General features: G+C 60.7%; 17 protein-coding genes. 4 read left to right on the top strand and 13 right to left on the bottom strand.

Going from position 1 to position 18,885, the window contains the following annotated elements:
- Positions 1-67 precede the first annotated feature (67 nt).
- From MF268_RS23900 to mutM, 8 genes are all read right to left on the bottom strand, one after another.
- The gene (locus MF268_RS23900) at positions 68-901 is read right to left on the bottom strand and encodes an SNIPE associated domain-containing protein (RefSeq protein WP_238373234.1); all 834 of its coding nucleotides are present in this window, start codon (positions 899-901) and stop codon (positions 68-70) included.
- A gap of 382 nt (positions 902-1,283) precedes the next feature.
- Entirely contained in the window at positions 1,284-3,701 is a 2,418-nt protein-coding gene (gene gyrB, locus MF268_RS23895) for a DNA topoisomerase (ATP-hydrolyzing) subunit B (RefSeq protein WP_238373233.1), read from the bottom strand.
- A 219-nt stretch (positions 3,702-3,920) separates the two neighbouring features.
- Positions 3,921-5,033, bottom strand: coding sequence for a DNA replication/repair protein RecF (recF, locus tag MF268_RS23890; protein WP_238373232.1), 1,113 nt, complete (start codon positions 5,031-5,033; stop codon positions 3,921-3,923).
- A 49-nt stretch (positions 5,034-5,082) separates the two neighbouring features.
- Complete coding sequence (gene dnaN, locus MF268_RS23885; protein WP_238373231.1) at positions 5,083-6,201, bottom strand: DNA polymerase III subunit beta; 1,119 nt, start codon at positions 6,199-6,201, stop codon at positions 5,083-5,085.
- A gap of 235 nt (positions 6,202-6,436) precedes the next feature.
- Positions 6,437-7,831 (bottom strand): chromosomal replication initiator protein DnaA, encoded by a 1,395-nt coding sequence (dnaA, locus tag MF268_RS23880; protein ID WP_238373230.1) that lies wholly within the window; start codon positions 7,829-7,831, stop codon positions 6,437-6,439.
- A gap of 568 nt (positions 7,832-8,399) precedes the next feature.
- The gene (rpsT, locus tag MF268_RS23875) at positions 8,400-8,663 is read right to left on the bottom strand and encodes a 30S ribosomal protein S20 (RefSeq protein ID WP_238373229.1); all 264 of its coding nucleotides are present in this window, start codon (positions 8,661-8,663) and stop codon (positions 8,400-8,402) included.
- Between the two features lie 211 nt (positions 8,664-8,874).
- Entirely contained in the window at positions 8,875-9,651 is a 777-nt protein-coding gene (locus tag MF268_RS23870; RefSeq protein WP_238373228.1) for an enoyl-CoA hydratase, read from the bottom strand.
- Positions 9,652-9,714: 63 nt separating this feature from the next.
- Positions 9,715-10,566, bottom strand: coding sequence for a bifunctional DNA-formamidopyrimidine glycosylase/DNA-(apurinic or apyrimidinic site) lyase (mutM, locus tag MF268_RS23865; RefSeq protein ID WP_238373227.1), 852 nt, complete (start codon positions 10,564-10,566; stop codon positions 9,715-9,717).
- A gap of 86 nt (positions 10,567-10,652) precedes the next feature.
- On the opposite strand from mutM, the gene ubiE reads away from it, so the two are divergent.
- On the top strand, positions 10,653-11,405 hold the full coding sequence (ubiE, locus tag MF268_RS23860) for a bifunctional demethylmenaquinone methyltransferase/2-methoxy-6-polyprenyl-1,4-benzoquinol methylase UbiE (protein WP_238373226.1): 753 nt from the start codon (positions 10,653-10,655) through the stop codon (positions 11,403-11,405).
- Positions 11,406-11,433: 28 nt separating this feature from the next.
- A complete protein-coding gene (gene ubiB, locus MF268_RS23855; RefSeq protein ID WP_238373225.1) occupies positions 11,434-12,966 on the top strand; it encodes a 2-polyprenylphenol 6-hydroxylase in 1,533 nt (510 codons plus the stop codon).
- A 156-nt stretch (positions 12,967-13,122) separates the two neighbouring features.
- On the opposite strand, the gene MF268_RS23850 is transcribed toward ubiB, so the two are convergent.
- The 3 genes from MF268_RS23850 to MF268_RS23840 all read right to left on the bottom strand — a co-directional run bounded on the left by MF268_RS23850 (position 13,123) and on the right by MF268_RS23840 (position 15,337).
- Entirely contained in the window at positions 13,123-13,401 is a 279-nt protein-coding gene (locus MF268_RS23850; RefSeq protein WP_238373224.1) for a hypothetical protein, read from the bottom strand.
- A 158-nt stretch (positions 13,402-13,559) separates the two neighbouring features.
- Positions 13,560-14,465 carry a LysR family transcriptional regulator gene (locus MF268_RS23845; RefSeq protein ID WP_088635609.1) on the bottom strand — a complete coding sequence of 302 codons (906 nt, stop codon included), beginning with the start codon at positions 14,463-14,465 and terminating at the stop codon, positions 13,560-13,562.
- Positions 14,466-14,659: 194 nt separating this feature from the next.
- Positions 14,660-15,337 (bottom strand): ArsR/SmtB family transcription factor, encoded by a 678-nt coding sequence (locus MF268_RS23840; RefSeq protein ID WP_238373223.1) that lies wholly within the window; start codon positions 15,335-15,337, stop codon positions 14,660-14,662.
- Positions 15,338-15,409: 72 nt separating this feature from the next.
- Between MF268_RS23840 and MF268_RS23835 the strand changes: the two genes are divergently transcribed.
- Together MF268_RS23835 and MF268_RS23830 are read left to right on the top strand one after the other, a co-directional pair.
- Positions 15,410-15,733, top strand: coding sequence for an NIPSNAP family protein (locus MF268_RS23835; protein WP_238373222.1), 324 nt, complete (start codon positions 15,410-15,412; stop codon positions 15,731-15,733).
- Positions 15,730-16,080: an antibiotic biosynthesis monooxygenase family protein gene (locus tag MF268_RS23830; protein WP_238373221.1), complete on the top strand. Its 351-nt coding sequence runs from the start codon at positions 15,730-15,732 to the stop codon at positions 16,078-16,080. Before MF268_RS23835 ends, MF268_RS23830 begins: the two co-directional genes overlap by 4 nt.
- Here MF268_RS23830 and MF268_RS23825 read toward each other — a convergent pair.
- Together MF268_RS23825 and MF268_RS23820 are read right to left on the bottom strand one after the other, a co-directional pair.
- Positions 16,075-18,102 (bottom strand): NADPH-dependent 2,4-dienoyl-CoA reductase, encoded by a 2,028-nt coding sequence (locus MF268_RS23825; RefSeq protein ID WP_238373220.1) that lies wholly within the window; start codon positions 18,100-18,102, stop codon positions 16,075-16,077. The genes MF268_RS23830 and MF268_RS23825 overlap by 6 nt on opposite strands.
- A 62-nt stretch (positions 18,103-18,164) precedes the next feature.
- Positions 18,165-18,812, bottom strand: a complete 648-nt coding sequence (locus MF268_RS23820; RefSeq protein WP_238373219.1) for a LysE family translocator — start codon at positions 18,810-18,812, stop codon at positions 18,165-18,167.
- Positions 18,813-18,885 lie beyond the last annotated feature (73 nt).

The raw sequence follows: 18,885 nt of genomic DNA, 5'->3' as shown, positions 1-18,885 counted from the left end.
ACAATCCGCGCCGCCGCCATTCAGCACTGGGCTGGAAAAGCCCAGTCGCTTTCGAGCGGAAGGTGGCCTAAACGAGCACCGGGGGCGGCACAAAAACGGGACAGGTCCACCGCTCATCCTTCTCGACCTTGAGTTGCTCCCGATATTCGTGGGTGAGGTGCAACTCGTTTAGCTTGAGCGAGACGTATCGCTCATTGATGGACAGGTTCATGGAGGCATTGGCCGAGTCGATTTGTTTTGCAGCGTTCAGGATCCTCTTCTCCATAGCGACTACGTTGTTCCAACGCGTGTTCGCGATCGCCGCCTCGCATTCGTTATTGAAGGCGCGCACCGTCAGTCGCATCTGACGGTTGATCATTGTCTGCCCCTTGGAGAGGCTGCCATCGACGGTCCAATCGGTCGGGCAAATAGCGGCAGTCTTCTGCGACACCATTGCCTTTTGCTTCTCCCGGATCTGCTTAATCTGCTCCTTGAAGATCTCGCTGTCCCCGAAATCGAAGTGAGGCTCATAGACACCGAGTTCTGCGAAGGCGAGGCGCTCGTCATACACCGCGACTTGGTGCTCGAGCTTCTTCATGGTCTCGCGCTTGCTGGCGTAGCTGGATCGCAGTTCGTCGATATTCTTCGCGAACTCTTCAGCTTCAGCTTTCAACCGTCCGACCTCGGCTTCCATATCGATGATCGGCGAGTATTTCTGCTCGATCGCCTGCCGTTTCTCCTTTTCCTCCGCGAGGATCCGGGCGCGGTCTTTGGCGGCCCTGGTCTTCTCCTCATTGAGCTGGCGACCGAGGCGCTTTGCCCGCCGTCGTGCGGCCAGGAATAGAATGAGAAAAAGTGGAAAACCGATCAGGAACATCAGCACGGCGATCGGTAAAGCTATATTGGGGTCCAATTCTGGCATCAGGCACCTCTTTCTCGAACTTGGAAATGAGGCACATAAAACCCAGTCAAATCAAGACCGAAGCCGCGATTGAAGATTACGTGCGCTTCCTGCAGGCGCCATGCCGGCTTTCCACGGTGAGCTGCAGCTCAAGTTCTTCCTGCGGAGAAGGAAGCTTCTGTCTCGGTTGATGGGCAATGCACGCCCACCGAGACCGAGATGCAAGGCTCGTTAGTTTTGCAGACGCTGTCCAACGCGCCCTGCGCGAACCAGTCCAAGAAACCGCGAAGGCCTGGATTTCGCGCTAACCTTTTGAAAGTCATATAAAAAGCGGCCTCACCCCGAGCTTAGCAAGCGAAAAACTATGCGCGCGGCGAAAAACTACGCGCGCGCCTACAGCCGTTCAGAAATCGAGGTTTTCGACGTTCAGCGCGTTCTGCTGGATGAACTCTCGGCGGGGTTCGACGACATCGCCCATGAGCTTGGTAAAGAGATCGTCGGCCTCGACCATGTCATCCACCTTGACCTGCAGCAGGGTGCGGGCGTCCGGGTCGAGCGTGGTTTCCCAGAGCTGATCCGGGTTCATTTCGCCAAGTCCCTTGTAGCGTTGCAGCGACAGACCCTTGGCGCCTTCGTCGAGAATGGCCTGCAAAAGGCCAAGCGGGCCGTAGATCACCTGGTTACGGTCGCGGCGTTCCAGCGTGGCCGGGGAGCCATAGATGTCTTGCAGGCTTTGGGTAAAGCTGCCGGTCTTGCGCGCCTCGCCCGAGCGCAGCATCGGACCGTCGAGCGTACGGACCTCTTCAACACCGCGCAGGATGCGGGCCAGACGGATTCCGTGGTCCTGCGTAATACGCCCCTGCCAGCCGCGTTCGTATTCGGCGGCGATCACGTCGAGCCGCTTGGCCACCTTGTCGGCCACGGCCTGAAGATCGGCATCCACGGCGCCGGGCACAAAGGCCCCGGCAATTGCCGCCTGTTCAAGGATGTGACGGGGGTAATGGGTCGGGAAGGCTTCGAGGACCCGACGGAGCTGGCGTGCCTCGTCGATGACGCGGACCAGATCCTGACCTGTGATTTCCTCGCCCGAGCCCAGCCGCAGAACCGCGTTCTCGACGCCCTGCTGGATCAGGTAATCGTCCATCGCGGCTTGATCCTTGAGATAGACCTCGGACTTGCCACGGCTCACCTTGTAGAGCGGCGGCTGCGCGATATAGAGGTAGCCGCCTTCGATCAGTTCCGGCATCTGCCGGTAGAAGAAGGTGAGCAGCAGCGTCCGGATGTGTGCGCCATCCACGTCGGCGTCGGTCATGATGACGATCTTGTGATAGCGCAGCTTGTCGATGTTGAATTCATCGCGCCCGATCCCGGTGCCAAGCGCCATGACGAGGTTGCCGATTTCCTGGCTGCCGAGCATCCGGTCGAACCGGGCCCGTTCAACGTTGAGGATCTTACCCTTGAGCGGCAGGATCGCCTGCGTGCCCCGGTCACGTCCGGTTTGCGCCGAGCCGCCGGCGCTGTCACCCTCGACAAGGAAGATTTCGGTCTTGGACGGGTCTTTTTCCGAGCAGTCCTTGAGCTTGCCGGCAAGGAAGTTCACGTCCATCGCGGTCTTGCGCCGGGTCAACTCGCGCGCCTTGCGGGCGGCTTCGCGGGCCAGCGCGGCCTCGATGATCTTGCCGACGATGATCTTTGCCTCGTTCGGATTTTCCTCGAACCACTCGGAAAGCTTTTCGTTGACCAGACCTTCGACGGCGGGACGCACCTCGGAGGAGACCAGCTTGTCCTTGGTCTGAGAAGAGAATTTCGGGTCGGGCACCTTGACCGAAAGCACGCAGGTCAGTCCCTCGCGCGCGTCATCCCCGGTAAAGGAGACCTTTTCCTTTTTCGCGATACCGCTGGACTGCGCGTAGGCGTTGATCGTCCGGGTCAGGGCGCCCCTGAAACCGGCCATATGGGTGCCGCCATCGCGCTGCGGGATGTTGTTGGTAAAGGGCAGGACCGTCTCGTGGTAGCTGTCGTTCCACCACATCGCGACTTCGACGCCGATGTCGTCTTTTTCGCCGGTGATAAAGATCGGCTCGCTCATCACGGTGGATTTCGACCGGTCGAGATATTTGACGAATTCCCGCACGCCGCCTTCGTAGAAGAGCTCCGAGCGGAGCGGTTCCACGGGGCGCTCGTCGACCAGGATGATGCGGACGCCCGAGTTGAGGAAGGCAAGTTCGCGCAGGCGCTTTTCCAGCGTCTCGAAGGAGTATTCGAGGTTCGAGAAGGTATCGGTCGACGCGAGAAAACGGACCTCGGTCCCGGTCATGCCCTCTGCGTCGCCGACGACTTCGAGATGCTTGACCGTGTCGCCGCGTTCAAAGCGGGCCACGTGCTCTTTCCCGTCGCGCCAGATGCGCAGTTCCAGCCAGTCGGAGAGCGCGTTCACGACCGAGACACCCACCCCGTGCAGACCGCCGGATACCTTGTAGGAGTTCTGGTCGAATTTGCCGCCCGCGTGCAGCTGGGTCATGATGACCTCGGCGGCGGAAACGCCTTCTTCCTCGTGGATGCCGACGGGGATTCCGCGTCCGTTATCCATTACTGAAACGCTGGAATCCGCATGGATCCTGACGGTCACCGCGTCCGCATGTCCGGCCAGTGCCTCGTCGATGCCGTTGTCGACGACTTCGTACACCATGTGGTGCAGACCCGAGCCATCGTCCGTGTCGCCGATATACATGCCGGGCCGTTTGCGGACAGCTTCTAAGCCTTTGAGAACCTTGATGGAATCAGCGCCATATTCTTCCGGTGCGCGGTCGGTCTCGGACATCCGAAAATCCTTTTGTCATTTTGCGATTTTATACCCGGTTCTGGGGGGATTGTCACGGGCTGACCACAATATTTGGTGTATCTCCGGACGTTACGGCGCGCCCTTCCAGATAGTCGATTCAGGTGCGGTCGTCGCGTGATGGGGGCTCTGCCCCCGATGCCCGTTCCGGGCATCTCCCCCGGGATATTTTCTGACCCAAAGAAGGACCAAACGAGCGCTTTAGGCTGGGTCCTGCAGCGAGACGCCGGTGGTTTCCGAGACATGCAGATGTTGTGCCCGCGATCCCAGTTCGTCGAAGAGTTCAGCGCCGGTTCCGGTCATCCACGCCTGGGTTCCGAGGGCGCATATCTCGTCGTAGAGCGCGGCGCGGCGATCCGCATCGAGATGGGCTGCGATTTCGTCGAGAAGCAGGATGGGCGGCGCGCCGATCTGTCGCGACAGGGCGCGCCCGTTGGCGAGGATGAGCGACACCAGCAGCGCCTTTTGTTCGCCGGTCGAGCAGTCCTTGGCCTCGATCCCTTTTTCGGCATAGACGGCGTGAAGATCGGTTCTGTGCGGTCCGACCAGTGTCCGTCCGGCGGCCATGTCACGGAACCGGCTTTCAGCGATGGCCTCGGCAAGATCCTTGACGCTTTCGGGCATGCTGCCTTCGGACTGGGTGAGGTCGAGCGCCGCCGCCGGAAAACGCGTGGTGCCATCCTGTTGCGCGGCGTCGAGTTTCAAAAGCGTGTCCCGGCGGTTGCGATGGATGAGGGCGCCCGCCTCGGCCATCTGCCGTTCAAGGGCCATGTACCAATGGGGATCGCGGACCATGTCCTTGAGCAGCCGGTTGCGTTCCCGCATGGCTTTTTCGTAGTCAAGAACGATCTGGGCGTGGCCGGGAACAAAGCTCAGCACGGCCCGGTCGAGAAACCGCCTGCGACCTTCCGCACCTTCGATCCACAGACGATCCATGGACGGGATAAGCCACAGGACCCGGACTATCTGGCCAAGGGCGACCTGGCTTGCCTGTTTGTCGTCTATTCTGACCTGCCGCGCAGCCCCGTTTTCCGACCATGTCCTGATCTCGTGGGCGGCGCCGCCGGAGAGCACATCGGCCGTCAACTGCCATCCGATTGGATCGGGACGCCGGGCCATGTCGCTTGCGCTCGCGCGGCGCAGCCCACGACCAGGGGAAAGCATCGACAATGCCTCAAGGATATTCGTCTTCCCGGCCCCGTTTGCCCCGAAAATCGCGACCGGGCGTTCGTCGACGCGGATCCTGGCGATCTTGTGGGACCGGAAGTGCGACAGGGTCAGGGAGGTCACTGCCAGTGGCTTTTCGGGCGCCATCCGTCCCCCTTCTTTGGGTCTTAAAATATCCCCGCCGGAGGCAAAAGTTTTAGACGCGCATCGGCATGACGACGTAGACCGCGCTCTGATCGGTTCCTTCGCGCATCAGCGTCGGATCGCCTGCCGAGTTGAACATGAAAACGGCGTTCTCACGGTCGACCTGGCTTGCGATTTCCAGCAGGTATTTCGCGTTAAAGCCGATCTCGAGCCGTTCGTCGGAATAGGCGACGGCAAGCTCTTCCTCGGCGGCGCCGCTGTCGGGGGCGTTCACCGACAGGATCAGACGGTCTTCTTCCAGCTGCAGCTTTACCGCGCGCGAGCGTTCCGAGGAAACGGTGGCGACGCGGTCAACGGCCTTGGCAAAATCAGCCGCGTCGACTTCGAGCCGACGGGTGTTGCCCTGCGGGATGACGCGTGTGTAATCGGGGAATGTACCGTCGATCACTTTGGAGGTCAGCGTGATGTCCGGTGTCGCAAAGCGGACCTTTGTTTCCGAAACCGAGACCGCGATTTCCATGTCGTCCTCGTCGAGCAGCTTGCGCAGCTCGCCCACGGTTTTGCGGGGAACAATCACGCCGGGCATCTGTTCGGCGCCTGCGGGAAGCGGGGCGTCGATACGGGCAAGGCGGTGGCCATCGGTCGCGACGCAGCGCAGCGCCTTTCCGTCTTCGCCATCGGCCACATGCATGTAGACACCGTTCAGGTAGTAACGGGTCTCTTCGGTCGAAATGGCGAATTTCGACTTGTCGAACAGGCGGCGTAGCACCTCGGCCTTGGCGGAAAAGTTCGACTCGTATTCCGAGGTCGCCATGACCGGGAAATCTTCTTTCGGCAAGGTGGCCAGCGAAAAGTTGGACCGGCCCGCTTCGACCGTCAGACGGCCTGCGGCGGTATCGGCGTTCAGGCTGACAAGGGCGCCGTCGGGCAGCTTGCGCACGATTTCATGCAGGGTCGTCGCGGCCACGGTGGTCGCCCCGGCGCGTTCGACCTGTGCAACGGCCTTATCCACCACTTCGATATCGAGGTCGGTGGCGCGGAAATAGACAGAGTCACCCTCGGCTTCGATCAGCACGTTGGCGAGGATTGGAATGGTGTTGCGGCGCTCGACAACCGATTGCGCCTGAGACACGGCCTTGAGCAATGTGCCACGTTCGATGCTGAATTTCATGTCCTTCGATCCTCTGCAAAGGCCGGGAAGGGCAAGTTAGCGGTTTGGCCCCCCGGCACAAGGCCTTTCCTGAGTTTGTCTGTTTTAAAGGAAAGGGCGTCAAGGGGGGCAGCGATGCGATTGCGGCGAGTATGGCCAAATCGCAAACATTCTGCGGCGTTACCGCGAATTTGCCCGCCCGGACGCGTGTTCGTGGTCTTGTGCAAATGCCCCGGCGCGGGCCGGGGCCTGCAAATCAGGCCTCGAGCGCGCGGCGCAGCATTTCAACGTCTTCGGCGATCTGACCGTCGGACGCCTTGAGCTCTTCGATGCGACGCACGCCATGCATGACGGTGGTGTGGTCGCGACCGCCAAAACGGCGGCCGATCTCCGGCAGGGAGCGGCTGGTCAGCTGCTTGCAGAGGTACATTGCCACCTGGCGCGGGCGCGCGTAGGAGCGCAGGCGTTTTGGGCCGATGATGTCGGACAGGCGGATGTTGTAATATTCCGAGACTTTGCGCTGGATTTCCTCGACGGTGATCTTGCGTTCCGAGGCGCGCAAAACATCGGCGAGACAGTCCTGCGTCAGCTCCATGTCGATCTCGCGGCCGACGAGCGAGGCGAAGGCGAAGAGACGGGTCAGCGCGCCTTCGAGGACACGAACGTTGGTCGAGATGCGATGGGCGAGGAATTCGAGCACGCCATCGGTGACTTCGAGTCCGGGGTAGGTCTTTTTGTAATTGTCGAGTTTCGACTGGAGGATGCCGAGGCGCAGCTCGTAATCGGTCGGGTGCAGATCGACGACGAGGCCGCATTGCAGGCGCGACTGGACGCGGTCTTCGAGATCCTTGATTTCACCCGGGGCACGGTCGGCCGAAATGATGATCTGTTTGTTCTGGTCGACCAGCGCGTTGAAGGTATGGAAGAATTCTTCCTGCGTGCTGTCCTTGCCGGCGATGAACTGCACGTCATCGACCATCAGAACGTCGACCGAGCGGAACATGTGTTTGAAATCCATCATCTTGCGTTCGCGCAGGGCCTGGACAAAGCGGTACATGAACTGTTCGGCCGATAGGTATAGGACGTTCAGCTCGGGCTGGCGGGTCCGTAGTTCCCAGGCGATGGCATGCATGAGGTGCGTTTTTCCAAGGCCGACACCGCCGTATAGAACCAGCGGGTTGAAGGTGACGGGACCGCCTTCGCTGACGCGGCGTGCTGCGGCATGGGCCAGTTCGTTCGGCTTGCCGACGACGAAGTTGTCAAAGGTGAAACGGGCGTCCAGCGGCGCGGCGCCGAATTCGGGAGCCTGATCGTCCGAGGCGGTCGCGGCCGCAGACGGGGCCGACGGCGCGACGGCAGGATCGACGGGCTTGGCGCGCTGCTCGGGCGCCGTGCGGCGCTTGGGCGAATTTGCCGGGACCTGAAACTGGATGCGCTGAACGTCCTCCCCACAGGAGTTCAGTTCGTACAGGATAAGGTCGGAAAAGTTCTGGCCAACGTAGTTGCCCATGAAGTTCGTCGGCACATGAAAGACGGCAACGCCATCGTTCACATCCGAAAATTCAAGCGGTTCGATCCATGTTGTATAGTTATTCTGACCGACCGTCTTGAGCAGCTTTTGTCTGAGTTGTCCCCATTCTTCTTGTCTCATCTTTGCCTCATGCATCCCAAATTTCGAGGCCATTCGACCTCTTATCTCTTGTTGACCGGCGCAGAAACCGGCGGGACTCATGCACAAGCGGGGACACCGCTGACAAAAGCATGACAGCGCGTCGTCGTCGTATTGCGGCAATGACAACAAGCAAACCGAACCCGTCCGCCCAACACTGGACGGGTCATAACCGGTGCAATCATCGACGCACTATTTTACACGACAGGGTCACAATAACGATGGGCAGCCATCGTTCATGACACACTGAAAAAGCCGGATGAAATCCGTCAATTCAGTTGAGTCTCCGGCGTTTTGACCCGTTGCAGACTGGGCCTTGGTCCGGAAACAACCTGTCCCCCCAAGCATATGAATCGCTCGCTTAGTGGTAGCAATTCTGACGGCAGACCGGCAACGAAACTATGTTATTGACTCACTCTTTTCTCGGCAGAGAATCTCTTGGCCCCATGGAAACCGGCGGAAGCCGTCCGGAACCAAAAAAGGCGCTGCCGACGGCAACGCCTTATAGTCATTAATATTTCACAAAAACTTGAGCGGTTGATCGCTCAACTCAGCTGAGAGCTTTCACGCGGCTCGAAAGACGGGACATCTTCCGGGCGGCTGTGTTTTTGTGCAACACACCCTTGGTGACGCCGCGCATCAGCTCGGGCTGGGCGTCGCGAAGGGCAGCAATTGCCACTTCCTTGTCGCCGGAAGCGATCGCTTCCTCGACTTTACGGAGGTAGGTGCGAATCCGCGAACGACGGGCTTTGTTAACGGTAAAGCGCGATTCGTTCTGACGGGCGCGTTTCTTGGACTGCGGTGTATTGGCCATGTCGGCTCCCTCACATCGGGACGGTTGAAATCAAAAGCGCAAAACGTCCCGACACCGGGTTTTCATCGACCGGTCGAATCCTGCCAGAGCGGGCATCACGCGCATGTATCGGCGGCGTATAGGTCAGTTTTACAGGAAAGGAAAGCCATTTTCGCGAAGATCGCGGCGCAGGCCCGGCGGATGCCGGGGGCGGCGGTGCGCCCCCGGTCACTTACTTGTCGCGGAACTGCGGTTGCCGCTTTTCAAGGAAGGCACCCATGCCTTCCTTTTGATCTTCGGTCGCGAACATCGAGTGGAACAGGCGGCGTTCGAACAGGATGCCTTCGCGCAGGGTGGTCTCGTAGGACCGGTTTACCGCTTCCTTGGCGGCAAGGATGCTCGGCAGCGATTTCTCCGCGATCTTGTCGGCGGCGGACATCGCCTCTTCCATCAGTTTCTTGGCGGGCACGACCCGGCTCACCAGGTTCGCGCGTTCGGCTTCCTCGGCCGTCATGAAACGCCCGGTGAGGTTCATATCCATCGACTTTGACTTGCCGACATAGCGCGTAAGACGCTGGGTGCCGCCGATCCCGGCGATGACGCCGAGGTTGATTTCCGGCTGGCCGAACTTGGCGGTGTCGGCGGCGATGATGAAATCACAGGCCATCGCCAGTTCACATCCGCCGCCAAGCGCATAGCCGGCGACGGCGGCGATGATGGGCTTGCGGATCGCGAGGATTCGGTCGCTGGTATCGGCGAACAAGTTCTCGCTGTAGACATCCGCAAAGCTCTTTTCGGACATCTCCTTGATATCCGCCCCGGCGGCAAATGCCTTGTCCGAGCCGGTTATGACGATGCAGCGCACCTTATCATTGCCATCGGCCTCTTCCAGTGCATCGCATAGCTCGCCCAACAGCTGGGTATTCAGCGCATTCAGGGCGTCCGGGCGATTGAGGCGTATTTGGCAGATGTGGTCTTCTGTAGCGACGGTAATCGTCTCAAAGGCCATGAATCTTGCTTTCATTGTTCCGTTGTGAAACCGAGCCTTACCACTTGAAGCAATCACTTCAAGCTATCTTTGGCATTGCGCACAGAAGAACGACGATCTTCCCGATTGCACGATTCGCTGCACATTTGAGCGACAATCGGGGGTGCGGCAGGGCTGGCCCTCGCGTCCGTAGACGTCAAAGGAATGCTGAAAATATCCAAGTTCTCCATCGGCTTGGCGGAAGTCGCGCAACGAGGAACCGCCTGCCTGAATGGCATCCGTGAGCACCTGCCGGATGATCGGGACAAGCGCGCCGACACGCGCGGCCGAAATTTTCCCGGCTTTTCTGCGGGGTGAAATTCCGGCACGGAACAGCGCCTCGCAGACATAGATATTGCCAAGTCCCGCGACGATGCGCTGGTCGAGCAGGGCCGATTTGACCGGGGTGTTGCGTCCGTGAAACGCCCTGATCAGATGCGCTTCGTGAAAATCGTTGCCCAGCGGTTCGGGCCCGAGCACGGCGAGCAGCTTGTGGGAATCGGCGCTGGCGGTGTCCATCAGATCCATCGCGCCAAAGCGGCGCGGGTCGTTGAAGGTAATGCGCGCGCCGTTGTCCATATGCAGCACGACGTGGTCGTGCTTTTCCGGCATCGGGTGCTCATGTACGAACCGGCCCAGTGGATCGCCCGACACCATCATCCGACCGGACATGCCCAAGTGCACCAGCAGCGTCTCGCCCGAGCTCAGATCGGCAAGGATGTATTTCGACCGCCGCCGCAGCCGTTCGACGCGTTTGCCCGACAGTCGCACCGCCATATCCGGCGGGAACGGCCAGCGCAGGTCCGGCCGGTTGACCTCGGCGCGGGCGATGATTTCCCCCTCCATCACGGGGGCAAGGCCGCGACGGACTGTCTCTACCTCTGGCAATTCGGGCATGGTGCTCTTTCTTCTGGCAAGGGGGCGCATTGTGCCGCCCGGCAACGCCCTATAACAAGGGCCAAACTTTAGCGGCGGCAAGACCCATGACAGACGAAACCGACAAAACCACCCATTTCGGACGCGAGACCATCCCCGAGGGCGACAAGGCCGGGCGGGTGCAGGGCGTCTTCAACTCGGTCGCCAGCAAATACGACATCATGAACGACGTGATGAGCGTTGGCATCCACCGGGTCTGGAAAGACGCGATGATGGACTGGCTCGCCCCGCGCCCCGGGCAGCGGCTGCTCGACGTGGCGGGCGGTACAGGCGACATTTCCTTCCGTTTTCTCAAGCGGGCCGGGCATGGTCATGCCACGGTGCTGGACCTGACCGAGCCGATGTTGGTGGAGGGGCGCAAGCGCGCCGAGGCCGCGAGCATGGCGGACAGCCTCGACTGGGTGGTGGGCGATGCGATGGCGCTGCCCTTCGAGAACAATACCTTTGATGTCTACACGATCAGCTTCGGCATCCGGAACGTGACCCGCCCGCAGGAGGCTCTGGACGAGGCGTTCCGCGTGCTGAAACCGGGTGGACGGCTGATGGTGCTGGAATTCAGCCAGTTGCCGAATGACGGGCTGCAAAAGCTCTATGACCTCTACAGCTTTAACGTCATCCCGCGCATGGGTCAGATGATTGCCGGGGATCGCGAAAGCTATCAGTATCTCGTCGAATCGATCCGCAACTTTCCCGATCAGGAGACATTCCTGTCGATGGTCCGGTTGGCGGGCTTTGAACAGGCGAAATACCGGAACCTGAGCATGGGAATCGCGGCGCTGCATTCAGGGTGGAAGATCTGATGGGTCTGGCTGAGCTGGTGGCTGCCTGATGCGCGGTCCGCATAATATCATCCGCCTGATCCGTACCGGCGCCACGATGGAGCGTACCGGCGCGATGGGCGTGATCCTCGATGCCTATGACGCGCCGCCCATGCTGCGCGTTGCCGCGCGCACGCTGGGCAAACCTTTCATGTGGCTGGGCTACAAGGGCGACCCGTCGATGCCGCCCGCGACCCGCGCGCTGACGGCGCTGGGCCCGGCCTATATCAAGTTCGGCCAGATCCTGTCGACGCGGCCCGATCTGGTGGGCAATGACCTCGCGGTGCAGCTGCGCGTCCTGCAGGACAAGCTGCCGCCCTTTGAGATGGCCGAATCCCGCGCCCAGATCGAAAGCGAGCTGGGCATGTCGGTCGACGAGATCTTTTCCGAGTTCTCCGAGCCGATCGCCGCAGCCTCGATTGCGCAGGTGCATCAGGCACGGCTGGCAGATACGGGCGAAAAGGTCGCGGTCAAGGTGCTGCGCCCGAATATCGAGCGTGCCTTTCGCAAGGATGTGGACGCATTTTACTTTGCCGCGCGCATGGTCGAGCTTTTCGCGCCGGGCGCGCGGCGGCTGCGTCCCATGGAGGTGGTGGAGCATTTCGACGGCGTCGTGCGGGGCGAACTTGACCTGCGGCTCGAAAGCGCGGCAGCTTCGGAATACGCGGCCAATACCAAGGACGATCCGGGCTTTCAGCTTCCCTCGATCAAGTGGAATTTCTCAAGCCGTCGGGTGATGACGCTGGGCTGGGCCGAAGGGGTGCCGCTTGGCGACAATGACGCGCTGGATGCGGCCGGGCATGACCGGCGGGATCTGGGCGAACGGCTGCTGCGGCTGTTCCTGCTGCACGCCCTGCGCGACGGGTTCTTTCACGGCGACATGCATCAGGGGAACCTCAAGGTCGCACCCAATGGCGATATCATCACCTATGATTTCGGCATCATGGGCCATATCGATGAATACACCCGCCGGGTCTATGCCGAGATCCTGTTCGGTTTCATCCGGCGAGACTACAAACGCGTGGCCGAGGTGCATTTCGAAGCGGGTTACGTGCCCGCCGATCAGGATGTCGATGAATTCGCCCGTGCCCTGCGGGCAGTGGGCGAGCCGATCTTTGGCATGGATGCCTCGCATATCTCGATGGGCCGGTTGCTGACCTATCTTTTCGAGGTGACCGAGCGGTTCGGCATGGAAACCCGGACCGAACTGATCCTGCTGCAGCGCACGATGGTGGTGGTCGAAGGTGTGGCGCGCTCGCTGAACCCGAATATCAACATCTGGGAAGTCGCGCGGCCGGTGGTCGAGGATTACATCAAGGATTCCATCGGCCCGAAAGCGGTTCTGTCGGATCTTGGCAAGGCGGCGCTGGTGCTGGCGCGGTTCGGTCCGCGCCTGCCGGGGCTGGTGCAGAACGCGCTGATCGCGCAGGCGGAACCGCCAGCACCCGAACGCAAGCTGAGCCGCAGGATGCTGGCCTTGGTGGCTGTCTGTGCCGGTGTCGGTGGTGCGGCCCTCGCGGTTCTGCTGGAGCACCTGTTCTAGGGCGGTTCATCCAGAGGCCAAGCGACCCGGTGTCCCGGAAAGAATAAAACGTGTCCACGAACCGAGCTGGTGAATTACGTCGCTTGTACCGGACCCTTTGGGTGAAGGTCGGGTTTGAGCCCAAACTGCCATGTTCATTCGGATTCCAAGCGGCACTTAGAAACGCGCGATAACGTATGTGTAGACAGAAAATGAACCGGTCAAAAATAGAAGGATGACTTCGATCAACGCCAGTCCAAAGAAAATCACACTAAATACATCTTTCTTCGCTGGATAGTCGTTCAAGTAGATCAACGTGATTACTTTGATTGCAAACAGCACTTGGATCATAGCAGACCCTTGCAAGCCGACGGGGATCGCGGCCAGAATAGCGAGTGAAACCAGCAGGTTTCCAGCTTGAAACCAGATAAGCTTTCTGCGCGTCGAACCATTCATCTAACTGTCCCTTCAGGCTGCCGAACCGAACATCGCAACGGCCTACCCGAATGGCAACAAGGTCCGCATACCTGACCGCCGGACACCCAAAAGAAAAAACCCCCGCGCGGAGGGGGCGCGGGGAAGTTTGGTTGCCAAGGGAAGCAACGAGAGTTGGGTTACCAGTCCGAGGGGCCTTTTTCTGCAAAGGCGTTGACCAGAAAGTCGATAAAGGCGCGAACCTTGGGCTGGGTGAACCGGCCCGGCGGGTAAACCGCGTAGATGCCTTGGGTTTCGACCGGAAGGCTGGGCATGGCGTATTCGACCAGCCCTTTTTCCATCGCGTCGGCAAAGAGAAAGCTGGGCAGGAAGGCGATGCCGAGGCCCGAAATCGCGGCGTTGAGCAGCGACTGGCCGTCGTTCACGCTTAGCCAGCCGGCGGTGCGGACCTGACGCTTTTCACCCGAGGGGGCGGTCAGTTTCCAGACGTTGCCGCTCGACTGGTTGGAATAATGCAGGAGCTTGTGTTCGTTCAGGTCGTCGATCTTCTGCGGATAGCCGTATTTCTGGAAATAGGCGGGCGAGGCGATCATCGCCTTGGTGGTTTCCGTCAGCTTGCGGGCGCGCAGGGTGCTGTCTTCCAACTCACCGATCCGCACGGCCATGTCGAAACCTTCGGAAATCAGTTCGACATACCGGTTGTTCAGCACCATGTTGACGGTGATCTCGGGGAAATCTGACAGGAATTCACTGAGCACCGGCGAGAGATGATTGACGCCGAAATCCGTTGCGACCGAAATGCGCAGCAGACCCGAGGGGGCCGATTGCATCGAGGTGACCAGCGCATCCGCTTCGCCTGCATCGTTCAGTACGCGGCGGGCACGATCGTAATAGGCAAGGCCGATCTCGGTCGGGCTGACGCGGCGCGTGGTCCGGTTCAGCAGACGTGCGCCAAGCCGTGCCTCAAGGCTCGAAACGTGCTTGGAAACGGCTGATTTGGAGATGCCCATTTTCTTGGCCGCATCCGTGAAGCCGCCCTGATCTACCACATTGGCGAAGGCTTCCATTTCGGTGAGACGGTCCATCGACTATTCCTTGGTGATTTCTATCGTTCTGGAAACAGTCTATCGCCACCAATCTTGGCAAGAACGCGGCACGTCTGAGATAATATCGCGGTTTTGTGTGGATCGTTCATGGCATGGAAACAGGGGAATCTCCCTTTAATTCCATGTTTTAATTGAATTTTAAACGCTTTCGTCAGCGGTTCAAGAGGCGTGTGTCAGCCCAGAATGCTGTCAAACTCTTTTTCGCCGCGTCTGGAAACGCGGAGGATTCGGCTGTCGGGGACACGGGCGACCCAGCCGAGGTCTTCGAACCGGGACAAGAGCGCGCGCCCGAGCCGTCCGGCCAGATGCGACTGGCGCATCGACCAGTCGAGGCATTCGCGGCAAAGTGGCGCGCGGCTGGGCGGCAGCCCATCGGGGTTGAGGCCCAGGTCGCGCACGAAATCATACCCCTGTGGCGTCAGGTCCAGACCGGAATGGGTTGTCCGGAAGGCGCCGCGATCCTGCATGGAGCGGTAAAGCCGGACGCCCATCTCACCGGCCATGTGGTTGTAGCAGACACGCGCGGTGCGCAGTTCCTGATCTTTCGGGCCGGTACGCGTGCGCAATTGACCTTGAGTGGCGGCAAGACCCATCAGCCCTTCCAGCGCGCGGGCGACCTCATCCCCGGTGAGGGTGAAATAGCGGTGCCGTCCCTGCTGGCGATGCGCGATCAGTGCGCCGTCTTCCAGTTTGCGCAGGTGCGAACTTGCCGTCTGGGCTGTGACCCCGGCCTCATGCGCGAGTTCGCTCGCGGTCAGCGCCTTCCCCGACATCAGCGCGGTCAGGATATTGGCGCGGGCCGGATCGCCGATCAGCGCGGCGAGAGTCGCGATATTGGGGCCGTCTTTCATGCTTCGACGCTAATCGAAGCATCGCGAACAATCCAGATGCTAGTCAGCGGCAAGCAAGGAAAGGAAACCACTATGCTGACATGTATCATCCGCTATCAGATCGACCCGGTGAAAAAGGCGCAGTTCGAAGAATATGCGCGCAACTGGGGGCAGGCGATTCCGCGCTGCGGTGCCGATCTTGTCGGCTATTATGCCCCGCACGAAGGCTCTTCGACACTGGCGTATGGCATCTATAACGTCAAAAGCCTGTCCGATTACGAAGCCTACCGCGCCCGGCTGGCCGCCGATCCGCTGGGACGCGAGAACTACGAATTCGCTCAGCGCGAGCGGTTTTTGCTACGCGAGGACCGGACATGGTTGAAACTGGCCTCGGCCCCACATGGAGACCCCGCATGATCGCCATCATTTTCGAAGTCGAACCCGCCGAAGGCCGCAAGGAGGAATACCTTGATATCGCCGCGAGCATGCTCCCGCTGGTCGAGCAGATCGACGGGTTTATCTCGGTCGAGCGGTTCCAGAGCCTGACCACCCCGGGCAAGCTCTTGTCTATTTCGTTCTTTCGCGACGAAAAGGCGGTACAGGAATGGCGCAGCCTGACCCGGCATCGGGCCGCTCAATCCCGCGGGCGCAAGGGCGTGTTCTCGGACTACCGGCTGCGGGTGGCCCATGTGATCCGCGACTACGGGATGTTCGACCGGGAACAAGCGCCGCAAGACAGTCTTGCGGCGCATGACGAGCTATAGCGCGGCGGCGAGCCGTGTGCCCTGATTGATGGCGCGTTTCGCGTCAAGTTCGGCGGCCACATCGGCGCCGCCGATCACATGGACCTTGGTGCCCTGTGCCTCAAGCGCATCGGCAAGGCTGCGTTCCGACACCTGACCAGAGCAGAGCACGATGGTATCGACCTCGATCACGGTCGGGTTCTCGCGCGCCTCGCCAAAGCTGACGTGTAGCCCGCGCGCGTCGATCTTTTCATAGTTCACGCCGCCGACGAAATTCACGTCCTTCATTTTAAGCGCGGCGCGGTGAATCCAGCCGGTTGTCTTGCCTAGTCCCTTGCCGTGCTTGGTCTTCTTGCGTTGCAGCAGGGTGATTTCGCGCGCCGGTTCCTCGGGCTGGGGGCCTTCGGGGGCAAGGCCGCTGCGATGCTCGGCCGGGTCGGTGACGCCCCATTCCTTCATCCACAGCGGCAGGTCCACGGTCGGGCTGGTGCCTTCATGGGCGAGGAATTCGGACACGTCAAAACCGATGCCGCCCGCGCCGATCACCGCGACCTTGTGGCCGACCTTGGCATTACCGCTCAGCACGTCGATATAGTTCACCACGTTCGGCCCGTCCTGACCGGGAATTTCCGGATCGCGCGGCAGCACGCCGGTGGCGATCACCACCTCATCGAAACCGCCCAGCATTTCGGGCGTGGCGGTTGTGTTCAGCTTTACCTCGATCCCGAGGTCGGTGACCATTGCGCGATACCAGTCGACGAGGCCCCAGAATTCTTCCTTGCCGGGGATCTGCTTGGCCATGTTGAGCTGGCCGCCGATCTCGTCCGACTGGTCGAAAAGCGTGACTTTGTGGCCCCGTTCGGCGGCGGTGATCGCGGTCGACAGGCCCGCCGGACCGCTGCCCACGACGGCAAGCGTCTTGATGTCGGTGGCCGGTTCGATCGGCAGTTCGGTTTCATGACATGCGCGCGGGTTCACAAGGCACGATGTCAGCTTGCCGCCAAATGTGTGATCGAGGCAGGCCTGATTGCAGGCGATGCAGGGGGCGATATGGCTGGCTTCGCCACGTGCCGCCTTGGCCACGAAATAGGCGTCCGCCAGCATTGGTCTGGCAAGAGAGACCATGTCGGCGCAGCCGGTGGAGAGCACTTCTTCGGCAACTTCGGGCGTGTTGATCCGGTTCGAGGTGATGACCGGGATGCCGACCTTGCCCATCAGCTTCTTGGTGACCCATGCAAAGGCCGCGCGGGGAACGCTGGTGGCAATGGTGGGGATGCGCGCCTCGTGCCAGCCAATGCCGGTGTTGATGATGGTGGCCCCGGCTTTTTCGATTTCCTGCGCCAGCTGAACCACTTCGTCGAATGTCGATCCGTCGGGGACGAGGTCGATCATGGAAAGCCGGTAGATGATGATGAAATCGGTGCCTGTCGCCTCGCGGGTGCGGCGCACGACCTCAATTGGCAGGCGCATCCGGTTTTCGTAAGACCCGCCCCAGTGGTCGGTGCGCTTGTTGGTGTGGGTGACGAGGAACTGGTTGATGAAATAGCCCTCGCTGCCCATGATCTCGACCCCGTCATACCCGGCTAGCTTGGCCTTGCGGGCGGCCTCGACAATATCGGCGATCTGCTTTTCGATCCCGTCCTCGTCCAGCTCGTTCGGGGGAAAGGGCGAGATCGGGGATTTCACAGCGCTGGGGGCGACGCATTTGGGGCCAAAGGCATAGCGCCCGGCGTGGAGGATCTGCATCGCGATCTTGCCGCCTGCTTGATGCACGCGGTCGGTGACGATGCTGTGGTTTTCGATATCCGCCTCGCTGACCATCATCGCGGCGCCCGGCGCCACCGAGCCTTCGAGATTGGGGCCAATGCCGCCAGTCACCATCAGGGCCACGTCGCCACGGGCGCGCTCGGCATAGAACTCGGCCACGCGGTTCCAGTCGCCGGTTTCCTCAAGCCCCGTATGCATGGAGCCCATCAGCACCCGGTTCTTGAGCGTCGTGAACCCAAGATCGAGCGGTTTCAGTAGGTTCGGATAGGTGGCCATTGCGTGCTCCCTGTCTGCATGTCCGTTGCGAAGATTGCCGTCTCGGCCGGGTTTGTCACCTGCTACGCTGCGTCATCGACGATGTCGTTTGGTATCGTACCGGTGGAAATCGCGATCCAGATGGCGATGGCAAGCAGCGACAGGGCGAAGGCCAGCCGCACCGGAACCGAGCTTTGCCAGGACGCAAGGCGCGTGCCGATCATCGCGCCAAGCAAAACGATGGCCGAATGCACGATCAGCGCGGTCAGCACGTGTAACCCGCCCAGCAGCAGCGTTTGCAGCCAGATCGGCCCGGCCTGCGGCGAGGTGAACTGTCCGATCACTACCATGTAAAACACCAGCGCCTTGGGGTTCAGCAGGTTGGAGATCAGGCCCCGGCGAAAGGCGTTTTCGTCGCGGATCGGCGGCACGCCTTCGGCGCTTTCAGCCCAGGCACACCAGGCGAGGTAGACCATATAGCCTACCCCGGCCCATCGCAGCAGGTGATAGAGCCAGTCCGACGCTGCCGCGATGGCGCTAAGCCCCGTGGCGGCGGCGGCGACCTGCACAGACAACCCGATGGTGATGCCAAGCACGGCGATCATGCCCGCTCGCCTGCCGGTTTGCGCCGAGAGCGCGGCAAGCCAGCCCATGTTCGGCCCCGGCGTGAGTTCGATGACGAACATCGCAATCATGAAAGAGGTCCAGTTGACCCCCGAAAGAATGTCCAAATGCGGCCCCGTGGCTGGAATATCTGGCGTCTTTCCAGTCAGGCTGCCGCGAATAGGCGGGGAACAAAAGGGT

It is taken from the genome of Heliomarina baculiformis, from assembly GCF_019966545.1.
Taxonomy (GTDB): domain Bacteria; phylum Pseudomonadota; class Alphaproteobacteria; order Rhodobacterales; family Rhodobacteraceae; genus Heliomarina; species Heliomarina baculiformis.
Note: the sequence above shows the minus strand (reverse complement) of the source record. Positions and strands in the feature narration are given on the sequence as shown.

Excerpts from the sequence above, each read along its gene's own strand:
- MF268_RS23900 (WP_238373234.1), bottom strand. The coding sequence starts at position 901 with ATGCCAGAATTGGACCCCAATATAGCTTTACCGATCGCCGTGCTGATG.
- gyrB (WP_238373233.1), bottom strand. The coding sequence starts at position 3,701 with ATGTCCGAGACCGACCGCGCACCGGAAGAATATGGCGCTGATTCCATC.
- recF (WP_238373232.1), bottom strand. The coding sequence starts at position 5,033 with ATGGCGCCCGAAAAGCCACTGGCAGTGACCTCCCTGACCCTGTCGCAC.
- dnaN (WP_238373231.1), bottom strand. The coding sequence starts at position 6,201 with ATGAAATTCAGCATCGAACGTGGCACATTGCTCAAGGCCGTGTCTCAG.
- dnaA (WP_238373230.1), bottom strand. The coding sequence starts at position 7,831 with ATGAGACAAGAAGAATGGGGACAACTCAGACAAAAGCTGCTCAAGACG.
- rpsT (WP_238373229.1), bottom strand. The coding sequence starts at position 8,663 with ATGGCCAATACACCGCAGTCCAAGAAACGCGCCCGTCAGAACGAATCG.
- MF268_RS23870 (WP_238373228.1), bottom strand. The coding sequence starts at position 9,651 with ATGGCCTTTGAGACGATTACCGTCGCTACAGAAGACCACATCTGCCAA.
- mutM (WP_238373227.1), bottom strand. The coding sequence starts at position 10,566 with ATGCCCGAATTGCCAGAGGTAGAGACAGTCCGTCGCGGCCTTGCCCCC.
- ubiE (WP_238373226.1), top strand. The coding sequence starts at position 10,653 with ATGACAGACGAAACCGACAAAACCACCCATTTCGGACGCGAGACCATC.
- ubiB (WP_238373225.1), top strand. The coding sequence starts at position 11,434 with ATGCGCGGTCCGCATAATATCATCCGCCTGATCCGTACCGGCGCCACG.
- MF268_RS23850 (WP_238373224.1), bottom strand. The coding sequence starts at position 13,401 with ATGAATGGTTCGACGCGCAGAAAGCTTATCTGGTTTCAAGCTGGAAAC.
- MF268_RS23845 (WP_088635609.1), bottom strand. The coding sequence starts at position 14,465 with ATGGACCGTCTCACCGAAATGGAAGCCTTCGCCAATGTGGTAGATCAG.
- MF268_RS23840 (WP_238373223.1), bottom strand. The coding sequence starts at position 15,337 with ATGAAAGACGGCCCCAATATCGCGACTCTCGCCGCGCTGATCGGCGAT.
- MF268_RS23835 (WP_238373222.1), top strand. The coding sequence starts at position 15,410 with ATGCTGACATGTATCATCCGCTATCAGATCGACCCGGTGAAAAAGGCG.
- MF268_RS23830 (WP_238373221.1), top strand. The coding sequence starts at position 15,730 with ATGATCGCCATCATTTTCGAAGTCGAACCCGCCGAAGGCCGCAAGGAG.
- MF268_RS23825 (WP_238373220.1), bottom strand. The coding sequence starts at position 18,102 with ATGGCCACCTATCCGAACCTACTGAAACCGCTCGATCTTGGGTTCACG.